This is a genomic window from Brevibacterium sanguinis, from assembly GCF_003315415.1.
GTDB lineage: Bacteria > Actinomycetota > Actinomycetes > Actinomycetales > Brevibacteriaceae > Brevibacterium > Brevibacterium celere_A.
The window spans coordinates 37,710-46,879 of record NZ_QNSB01000006.1 but is presented as its reverse complement, the minus strand read 5'-3'; the positions used below and the strand labels follow the sequence as shown (position 1 = coordinate 46,879).

5 protein-coding genes are annotated in these 9,170 nt (G+C 70.6%); 3 read left to right on the top strand and 2 right to left on the bottom strand.

The features are described from left to right. The first annotated feature begins 42 nt into the window (after nt 1-42). Both DFO65_RS10065 and DFO65_RS10060 read left to right on the top strand, forming a co-directional pair. On the top strand, nt 43-5,553 hold the full coding sequence (locus tag DFO65_RS10065) for a non-ribosomal peptide synthetase (RefSeq protein WP_181778693.1): 5,511 nt from the start codon (nt 43-45) through the stop codon (nt 5,551-5,553). Next, a complete protein-coding gene (locus tag DFO65_RS10060) occupies nt 5,550-6,344 on the top strand; it encodes a 4'-phosphopantetheinyl transferase family protein (RefSeq protein ID WP_220151268.1) in 795 nt (264 codons plus the stop codon). Before DFO65_RS10065 ends, DFO65_RS10060 begins: the two co-directional genes overlap by 4 nt. Here the strand turns inward: DFO65_RS10060 and DFO65_RS10055 are convergent. Continuing rightward, nucleotides 6,289-6,849 carry a helix-turn-helix domain-containing protein gene (locus DFO65_RS10055; protein WP_113904300.1) on the bottom strand — a complete coding sequence of 187 codons (561 nt, stop codon included), beginning with the start codon at nt 6,847-6,849 and terminating at the stop codon, nt 6,289-6,291. The genes DFO65_RS10060 and DFO65_RS10055 overlap by 56 nt on opposite strands. A 111-nt stretch (nt 6,850-6,960) precedes the next feature. Between DFO65_RS10055 and DFO65_RS10050 the strand changes: the two genes are divergently transcribed. After that, nucleotides 6,961-8,622: a bifunctional NAD(P)/FAD-dependent oxidoreductase/class I SAM-dependent methyltransferase gene (locus tag DFO65_RS10050; protein ID WP_113904299.1), complete on the top strand. Its 1,662-nt coding sequence runs from the start codon at nt 6,961-6,963 to the stop codon at nt 8,620-8,622. A gap of 7 nt (nt 8,623-8,629) precedes the next feature. Here DFO65_RS10050 and DFO65_RS10045 read toward each other — a convergent pair whose 3' ends face one another. Then, on the bottom strand, nt 8,630-9,145 hold the full coding sequence (locus DFO65_RS10045) for a methylated-DNA--[protein]-cysteine S-methyltransferase (RefSeq protein WP_428844224.1): 516 nt from the start codon (nt 9,143-9,145) through the stop codon (nt 8,630-8,632). Nucleotides 9,146-9,170 lie beyond the last annotated feature (25 nt).

Below are 9,170 nucleotides of genomic sequence, written 5' to 3'. Positions count from 1 at the left end.
AGTATCATTAGAGAAAAAGGCGGCACGAGAGAAGAGGTTCCGGTGAGCGACAGCGACGATCCGACAGTCGAGAACCAGAGGACGGGGATGGAGCCGGGACGGCTGTCCGGTTCACATCCGGACCCGGACGAGTGCCCCTCGGAGCTCGCCGAGGCGCTGTGTTCGACCCTGCGACGGTGGATCGGGACGGATTCGGAGCCGGTGGACCTCGACGTCGGCCTCGCCTCCCTGGGCCTCGATTCGCTGTCGACACTGCGCTGGAGGCAGGAGCTCTCCTCCCGATTCGGGATCGAGCTCCCGCTCGTCTCCCTGTCCGCGGCCACCACGGTGAGGGAGGTCCTCGCCGAGCTCCGCAGGGGAGAGGAGGTCGGGAGCCGGGAGGCCGCTGAACCCTGGGAGCCGGCTCCGTCCGAGCCCACCGGACTCAGCGTCGTCCAGGAGGCGTACTGGACGGGGCGGGGAGACGATTTCACGGGAGGCGGGGTCGCGACCTTCTGGTACCACGAATACGAGAGGGATGCCCGGCATCGCGCCGGACGCGGTCTCGAGGCCGACCTCGATCGCCTCGAGACCGCGTGGAAGAGGGTCGTCGCCCTGCACCCGATGCTGCGGACGACCGTCGACCGAGAGGCCAGGCCGCAGCTGACCGTCCACGACCTCCGCGACTGGACGATCCCGCGCCACGATCTGCGCGATCTGGACCCCTCACAGGCCCGCCGCCGTGCCGAACAGCTGCGTCATGAGCTTTCCCATCAGCGCAGGCCCACCGACGTCTGGCCGATCGTCGACGTCCAGGCGCTGCTCCTGCCCGGCGACGTCCTGCGGCTGTGCCTCGGCTTCGACGCCCTGCTCGTGGACTTCGCCTCCTGGGGGCTCATCATGCGGCAGTGGGGCCGGCTCGTGCGCCGACCACGGATGCAGATCGCTCCCTCTCCCCATGACTTCGCCGAGGCGCTCGCCGCCCGCGTCGACGATGAGGCGAGGAGGAGGCGGCGGGGCCGCGACAGGGCCTGGTGGCGCGGGCAGGAGATCGCCCCCGCTCCCTTGGCCGGGTCGACCTTCCCCGCGAGCGGGACCCGTTTCCGCCGCCACCGGGAGCTCATCGACTCCGCTGCCTGGGCGCGGATCAGCGAGGCGGCGACGTCCCGCGGACTGTCGCCGACGACGGTGGTGCTCACCGCCTTCGCCCTCGCCTGCGACAGGTGGGCGCCGTCGGCGGGAGACGGGTTCACGCTCAATCTCACGACCTTCGACCGCCCTCCGGGCTTCGACGAGGTCGTCGGCGACTTCTCGTCGACCGCTCTGCTGCCTCTGGGTGAGGGTTCGGGATTCCGTCCCGGCAGCTCCGATGCCTTCGCGACCCTGGCGGGAGCCGTCGACCGGCGATTGCGGGAAGTCCTCGACCACGGGACGTACGGAGGGGTCGAGGTCGCCCGGGACCGCCCGGGCGAGGGACCGTGGCCGGTCGTCTTCACCTCCGGCCTCGGACAGACGTCCGGCACGGACGACCGCTGGCTCGGCGGTCGGGTGTTCGGAGTCTCCCAGACGCCGCAGGTGCTCTGGGACCACCTGGTATGGGAGGAGGATGGTTCCCTTCTGCTCACCCACGACGTGGTCGAGGGCGCTCTGGACCCTGCTGTCATCGAGGGGATCGTCGGCATGCAGCGGACGCTGCTCGCCGGCCTCGTCGACGACTCCGGCTGGGACCGTCCGGCGCCTGCCTGGGATCCGCTCGCGCAGACGCCGGTCCCGGCGGCCAGGCAGCCCGGCTGCGGACCGCTGCTCCACGACCTGTGGCTCGGCTCGCTCTCGGAGCACGCCTCGCGGCCCGCGCTGCTGGGCACGGACGTGCACGTCAGCCATGAGGAGCTCGCCCGAGCCGCCGACGGCGTGGCGCGGAGTCTGCGTGGATGCGGCGTCGGACCCGGGGACCTCGTGCTCATCGCCCTGCCGAAAGGGGTCGAGCAGATCATCGCGGTGCTCGGCACCATGCTCACGGGTGCGGGGTACGTGCCCGCCGACCCGGCCTGGCCGACCGCGCGCCTCGAGGCGATCCGGGACCGGACGGGACTGGACGTGGCTCTCGCCGCCGCCTCGGTCGAGCTGCCTGTCGGTGTCCGCAGGATGCCTGGGATCCAGGCGGCGGATGAGCGCAGGACGCCGGCCGCGGACCGGCGCGCGACACCGGGTGACCCCGCTCCCGGGGACCTCGCCTATGTCATCTTCACCTCCGGCTCGACAGGGCAACCCAAAGGGGTGGCGATCGAACATGCGCAGGCCCGGACGACCATCGACGAGATCAGCCACCGCTTCGGCATCACCTCCGCGGACACGGTGTTCGCGATCTCCGCCCTCTCCTTCGACCTCTCGGTCTACGACGTCTTCGGCGTCCTCGGCGTCGGCGGCGGACTCGTCCTCCCCGATCCCGACCGGCTGCGCGACCCTCAGCACTGGCTCGAGACGATGGCCGAGCACTCCGTGACGGTGTGGAACTCGGCTCCACCTCTCATGGAGATGCTCATCGAATACGCCGAATCGGTTCCCGACCAGGCCCGCGCGGCTCTCGGCGGGCTGCGGCACTGCCTGCTGTCGGGGGATTGGATCCCGGTCACGCTCCCGGACCGCCTCCGCGCGCTGGCTCCCGAGGTCGCGGTGCACAGCCTCGGCGGGGCGACCGAGGCCTCGATCTGGTCGATCACCCATCCCATCGGGGAAGTCGATCCCGACTGGCCGAGCATCCCCTACGGCCGAGCGCTTCCCGGCCAGTCATCCTTCATCCTCGACGAGGACGGGCGCCCGGTGCCCGTCGGTCGGCCGGGCGAGCTTCACATCGGAGGCGCCGGAGTGGCCCGGGGCTACATCGGCGCACCCGAACTCACCGCCGAGAGGTTCCTCGACCGCTCGGACCTCGGCACCCGCCTGTATCGGACCGGTGATCTCGGGCGGTGGCGCCCGGACGGATCCATCGAGTTCCTCGGTCGTTCCGACCGGCAGGTGAAGATCGGCGGGCACCGGATCGAGCTCGGAGAGGTCGAGACGGCTCTGCTGCGCCTGCCTCGGGTCCGGCAGGCGCTGGCCAGCTCCGTTCCCGGCCCCGACGGCCGGCCGCGCCTCGTCGCCTACATCAGCGACAGAGCCCGGAGCCCCCGGGAACTGTCCGCCGCGGAGAGTGCGGAACTCGCCGAGGCGCTCGCCACCCGACTGCCGCAGTCGATGATCCCGTCACGCTTCGTCTTCCTCGAGGAGCTCCCGATGACCGAGAACGGGAAGGTCGACCACCGGTCGCTGCCGAATCCCTTCGCCCGACGGCTGCCGGCCGTGACCGACCACGATTCTTCCGACATCGCCGAGCCGGAGCGACGGGGACCCGAGGACGCGGAGAAACCGGACCAGGATCTCCGGGAGGCGGTGGCCGACCTTCTCGGCGCGGAGGTGTCCTTCGACCTCTCACCCCTGCGCAACGGCGTCACCAGCGTACAGGCGGTCCGGCTGGCCAACCTCGTCGAGGACCACGGCTTGCCGCGCCCGGCGATGCGCAGCCTGTTGTCGGACAGGAGCCTCGACTCCCTGCTTGGCGACTGGACAGAGGGGACGGCTCCGGCGACGGAGGCCGCTGGGGCCGAGCCTGATACCGTGCCGTCGGACGTGGCCGCACCGGTGCCTCCGCGCGCCCCCTCGCGGGTCGCCTCGGCGCCCCGCGACGGGACCATGAGTCTGAGCGGCCTGGCGGAGCGTCTGCGCCGCGCCGCGGCCCTGCTCGACCAGGTCACCGCCGAACTCACGGATCTCAGGCCTCACCTCCGCGGCGGGGAGGAACCCGCGGCCTTCGACCTCACGGAGATGCAGCTGGCCTATCTGCTCGGCCGGGCGCCCGATGAGCACGGCCGGGAACTCGCCCCGCACTTCTACACCGAGGCGCTCGTCGCGGACCTCGATCTCGACCGGCTCCGTGGGGCCTGGGACCGGGTGGTCGGCATGCATCCCATGCTGCGTGCCGTTCTCACCCCCGATACCCGGCAGCGGGTGACCGAGGATCACAGTGGCGTCGTCGAGGTCGAGGACCTGCGCGGGCTCTCCGCGGCGGACCAGCAGCGTCGGCGTGAGAATCTGCGGAGACGCCGCTGGGCCCGGCGGCTCCCGACGGATTCGGCACCCATGGTCGGGCTGCATGTGGCGATGCTCGATGACCGGTACTCCCGGCTGACCCTCGACCTCGATCTGCTCTTCTGCGACGCGGCCGGCGCGGTCACGGTGGTCGAGGATCTCGCCGCGCTGTACCACGGTCGTGAGCCCGAATCGCACCCCGCTCCTCCCGCTTTCGCCACCTGGGTGCGGGGACTTCCCACGAGCTCCCGGCGGGCTCGTGCCCATTGGGAGCGTGCCCTCGCCGATCTGCCGGACCCGCTTGTGCCGCCGATCCGGGCCGAGAGGACGACTGCCGGGTTCGTGCGGAGGAGGTTCGAGATCGGGGCAGGGGAGTGGTCGGCGCTGCGGCGGGCCGCTGCCGAACACGAGGTCACGGTCGGCTGTCTGCTGCTCGACTGCCTCGGTGCGGTGCTCGCACCCGAGCGGGCCGGAACCGTCATGCTCACCCTCAGCCGGCGACCGCCCGACCATCAGAGAGTCGTCGGTGACTACACCGCGACGGTTCCCGTCGCGCTCGGAGACGTCGAGGAGGGAGACTCGCTGCGCCGGAGACAGGAGCGGCTCGCCGACGCCCTCGAGCACGGGCTCGCCGAGGACGGCGTTCACGGCAACGAGGTGCTGCGGATGCTGCGGGCGGCGGGGAGGCCGTCGTCGGTGCCGATCGCCGTGTCATGCATGCTGGATCGGACGGACACCGACCCCTCCCAATTGCTCGATGTCCTCGGTCGCACCGAATACGCCATCAGCCAGACCCCGCAGGTCCTCGTCGATGTGCAGATGTTCGACGTCGGCGGTCGATTCGTCTGCAATGTCGACGCCGACGAATCCCTCGTGCCCCCGAGCTGGATCGATGCGCTCGCCGAGGGGTTCGCCCATGAGCTGCGCGCCCTCGGTGGGAGTGACGCCTCGGCAGCGGCTGCGAGGTCGTCGTCGGCGGTGTCACCGCAGCCCGGGCCGGAGCAGCAGTCCGGTTCGAAACAGCAGTCCGGTTCGAAACAGGGCGGTGCTGAGCAGCCGGGGGAGAGCGGTCTTGCCCGGGCGCGGAGGGACGTCGAGGAGGTGTTCACCGAACTGCTCGGACTCGACCGGCTCGAGCGGCACACTTCGTGGTTCGACCAGGGTGCCACCTCGGTCACTCTCGTCTCGGGGCAGCGCAGGCTGCAGGAGCGCGGGCACGCGGTCGACATCATCGACCTGTTCGCTCGGCCGACGCCTGCGGACACCATCGCCCATCTCGCGTCATCGGCGATGGAGAAGCGGCCGGATGTGGTCGATGCGTCGTCGGCTGGTGCACGGTCGCACGCGCTGCCCGCTGTGATGGAACCGGCGCCCGTCGCGATCGAGCCGCCGTCCTCGGCGCTGGAGGCCGCACGGCTTCGCGGACGTCGACGGCGCGCGGCGAGGTGAGCGGTTTCGTACCGCCGGGCATCGAATTCGTCTCGTCCGGGCAGATGCGCGCGCACCGACTGTTCGCGGTGGAGGAGCGGGTGGTGGCAGGAGCGGTTCCGCGCCGTCGGGCCGAGTTCGCCACGGTGCGGGCCTGCGCCCGGACGGCTCTGGCCCGGATCGGGCATCCGCCGGTGCCGATACTCCCCGGATCCCGACGAGAGCCGCTCTGGCCGGCGGGGATCGTGGGGAGCATGACCCACTGTGAGGGGCTGTGCGCCGCAGCAGTGGCGCGGCACACCCAGTTCGCCTCGGTCGGGATCGATGCCGAGCCGAACCTGTGCCTGCCCGCCGATGTGCTGCCGCAGGTGAGCCTCGGCGAGGAGCGGAGCATGCTCAGACGGCTGCGGCGATGGGAGGCGGAGCAACCAGTCCTCGGTGAGCGGTGGCGGGGACTCGATCAGGCCGACGCGGCGTCTGGTTCAGGAGGGGCGCTTCGGGTTCGCCCCCGCATCGCCTGGGACCGGCTGCTGTTCAGCGCGAAGGAGAGCATCTTCAAAGCGTGGTCGCCGCTGATGTCCACGTGGCTCGACTTCACCGACTGCGAGGTCCGCCTCGATCCCGAGCGATCGACGTTCGAGGGCGTCCTGCGGGTTCCCGGTCCCCTCCTCGGCGGTCAGCGGATCTCGCGGATAAGGGGGAGCTGGACGGTCACCGACTCCGACCATATCGTGACGATCGTGACCGTCCGGGCACTCACTCCTCCGGTTCCTCCGCCCCGTGGGTGTGCATGCGCACCCCGTCCTGATTGAAGATGCTGATGATCTGGGCGGGCCGGCCGATGGCGGAGATGCTGTGCGGCATGCGCGTGTCGAACTCGGCGGCCTCGCCGCGGGTGAGCACGAGCTCCTGCTCGCCGAGCACGAGGCGCAGCCGGCCGCTGAGGACGTAGAGCCACTCGTACCCGTCGTGGACCCGCGGCTCCGGGGCGCTGGCGCGAGGGGGATAGGAGATCTTGAAGGTGGAGATCGCCGAGCCCTCGGGCGCCAGCGGGGTGATGACCATTCCCTCGCGGCGGATGCTCGGCCGACGCACCCTCGGGTCGGGCGCCTCGGCGCTGAGCAGGTCGTCGATGCGGATCCCGAGTTCCCGGGTGAGCGGCACGAGGAGTTCGAGACTGGCCTGACGTTTGCCGCTCTCCAGCCGCGACAGCGTGCTCACCGACATCCCGGCCCGCCCCGCGAGGTCCTCGAGCGTCCACTCGCGCGACTTCCGGGCGGCGCGCAGCCGCGGGCCGACCTGCTTGAGCATGTCCATTCTGACTCCTGAGAGTGTGCCGATGATCCCGGGTGGGACAAGCACATCATTGATTTGCTGATTCCGCAAGAGCTATTGCGGATCGGGAGGGAGGTGGCGCAATGTTGAGTCATGGATACAGAACTCGCGAATGCGCAATGGGACGTCATCGTCGTCGGCGGCGGATCGGCAGGCCTGAGTGCCGCACTCACCCTCGGGCGGTCGCTGCGCCGGGTCCTCGTCGTCGACTCGGGACGACCGCGCAACAGGTTCGCCGCGCACATGCACTCGGTCCTCGGCAACGAGGGCACCGACCCCGCGGCCCTCATCGCCCAGGGGCGCCGGGAGGCGGAGGCGTACGGCGTGCGGTTCCTCGACGCCGAGGTGACCGCCGCCTCTGCGGACGAGGCCACCGTGGCCGTGACGACCGGGCAGGGCCAGCTCCACGCCCGCGCGCTGATCGTCGCCACCGGTCTCACCGACGAACTCCCCGACATCCCTGGTCTCACCGACCACTGGGGCACCAATGTCCTCCACTGCCCCTACTGCCACGGGTGGGAGGTGCGCGGACAGCGCATCGGCGTGCTCGGATCCTCGCCCATGTCACTCCACCAGGCGCAGCTCGTGCGGCAGTGGACCGACCGGCTCATCTTCTTCATCGCCGGTTGCCCGGAGCTCGGCCCCGAGCTCACCGCGCGACTTCACGCTCGCGGCGTCGACCTCATCGACACGCCCGTCGCCGAGGTGCTCGCCGACGGCGACCGCCTGACCGGAGTCCGCCTCGAGGATGATCGCACCGTGGAGATCGACGCGATCTTCACCGCGCCGAGGGCGAGACCGCAGGACGGTTTCCTCTCGCACCTCGGCCTCGACCGCGCGGAGAACCCCGCCGGCAGCTTCATCGCCGTCGACGCCATGGGCCGGACGAGCCATCCCCGCATCTGGGCGATCGGGAACGTCGTCAACCCCATGGCGAACGTGCCGATCGCCATGGGAGCCGGAGCCCTGACCGGTGGGGCGGTGAACATGGCCCTGGTCAACGAGGACTTCGACGAGGCGGTGGCGAGCGGATCCGAGGAGGGCAGGTCTGCCGCCGGTGACCGAGGCTCTGCCACCGGCCACGTTCACACTGCGGGCGAGGCCGGGTCGGCCGCCCAGCACTGGGAGGAGCGGTACTCCGAGAGCGACCGCATCTGGTCGGGTCGCGTCAATGCCGCCGTGGCGGACGTCGTCTCGAGTCTTCCCCTCGGAGCGGCTCTCGAACTCGGATGCGGCGAAGGCGGAGACGCCGTGTGGCTGGCCGAGCAGGGGTGGACGGTCGACGCCGTCGACATCTCGGCCACTGCCGTGCGCCGTGGTGCAGAGGGCGCAGCCGATCGGGGAGTGGCGGACCGGATCTCCTGGCACTGTGCGGATCTCGGCGACTGGGCGCCCGACAGGGCGTTCGACCTCGTCACCGCGTCCTTCCTCCACTCCGAAGCCGAACTGCCCCGCACGGAGATCCTCCGCCGGGCCGCCGGTTGGGTGAAGCCCGGTGGGCACCTGCTGATCGTGTCCCACGTCTTCGAGTCCGAGGAGGACATTCCACCGTGGGCCCGGAACGGCGACTTCGCCCACGACCACGCGCACGACCTGCGGAAGACCCCCGCCGAGGAGGTCGCCGAGCTGGGGCTCGACCGGTCCGAATGGACGGCTGAGGTCCAGGAGATCCGTCGACGCGAGGCCACCGGTCCTGGCGGTCAGCAGACGGCGGTCGTCAAGGACGGGGTGAGCCTGCTGCGGCGCTCGAGCTGACACTCCCTCAGAACAGCCCGCGCGGCAGACCACCCTCGAACTCGAGGAGCCAACGCTTCGTCTCGAGGCCCCTGCCGCGCTCCCCTCCCGAGTAGCCGCCGAGGCCGGTGCTCGCCACCACCCGGTGGCAGGGAATGAGGATCGGCAGGGGGTTGGAGCCCATGATCCCTCCGATCGCGCGGGCGGGAACTCCCTGTCCGTTGCGAACGGCGAGTTCGCCGTAGGTGACCGTCGTGCCGTACTCGATTGTTCTGTGAAGAGTGGTGAGCACGGAACGAGCCACCGGCGAGACGCCGTCAAGACTGACCGGAAGATCGAACTCATGCAGGGTGCCGTCGAAATAGGCCCGCAGCTGAGCGATCGCCTCGGCGAGAAGGCCGGTCGTCGCATCATCCGAACAGTCGGCGGCCGACGGACCAGAGGCGGACAGTGACCGCCACTCGACGCGGACGATCGCCTCGTCGGTGCTGGTCACCGAGATCGGACCGACGGGCGTGAATACGGTATGCGAGACCGAAGTCACCCGCGGATCGCCGACCGGGAGGTTC

Bases quoted from the DNA above. Each gene is read 5' to 3' on its own strand.
- DFO65_RS10055 (WP_113904300.1), bottom strand. From the start codon at position 6,849: ATGGACATGCTCAAGCAGGTCGGCCCGCGGCTGCGCGCCGCCCGGAAG.
- DFO65_RS10050 (WP_113904299.1), top strand. From the start codon at position 6,961: ATGGATACAGAACTCGCGAATGCGCAATGGGACGTCATCGTCGTCGGC.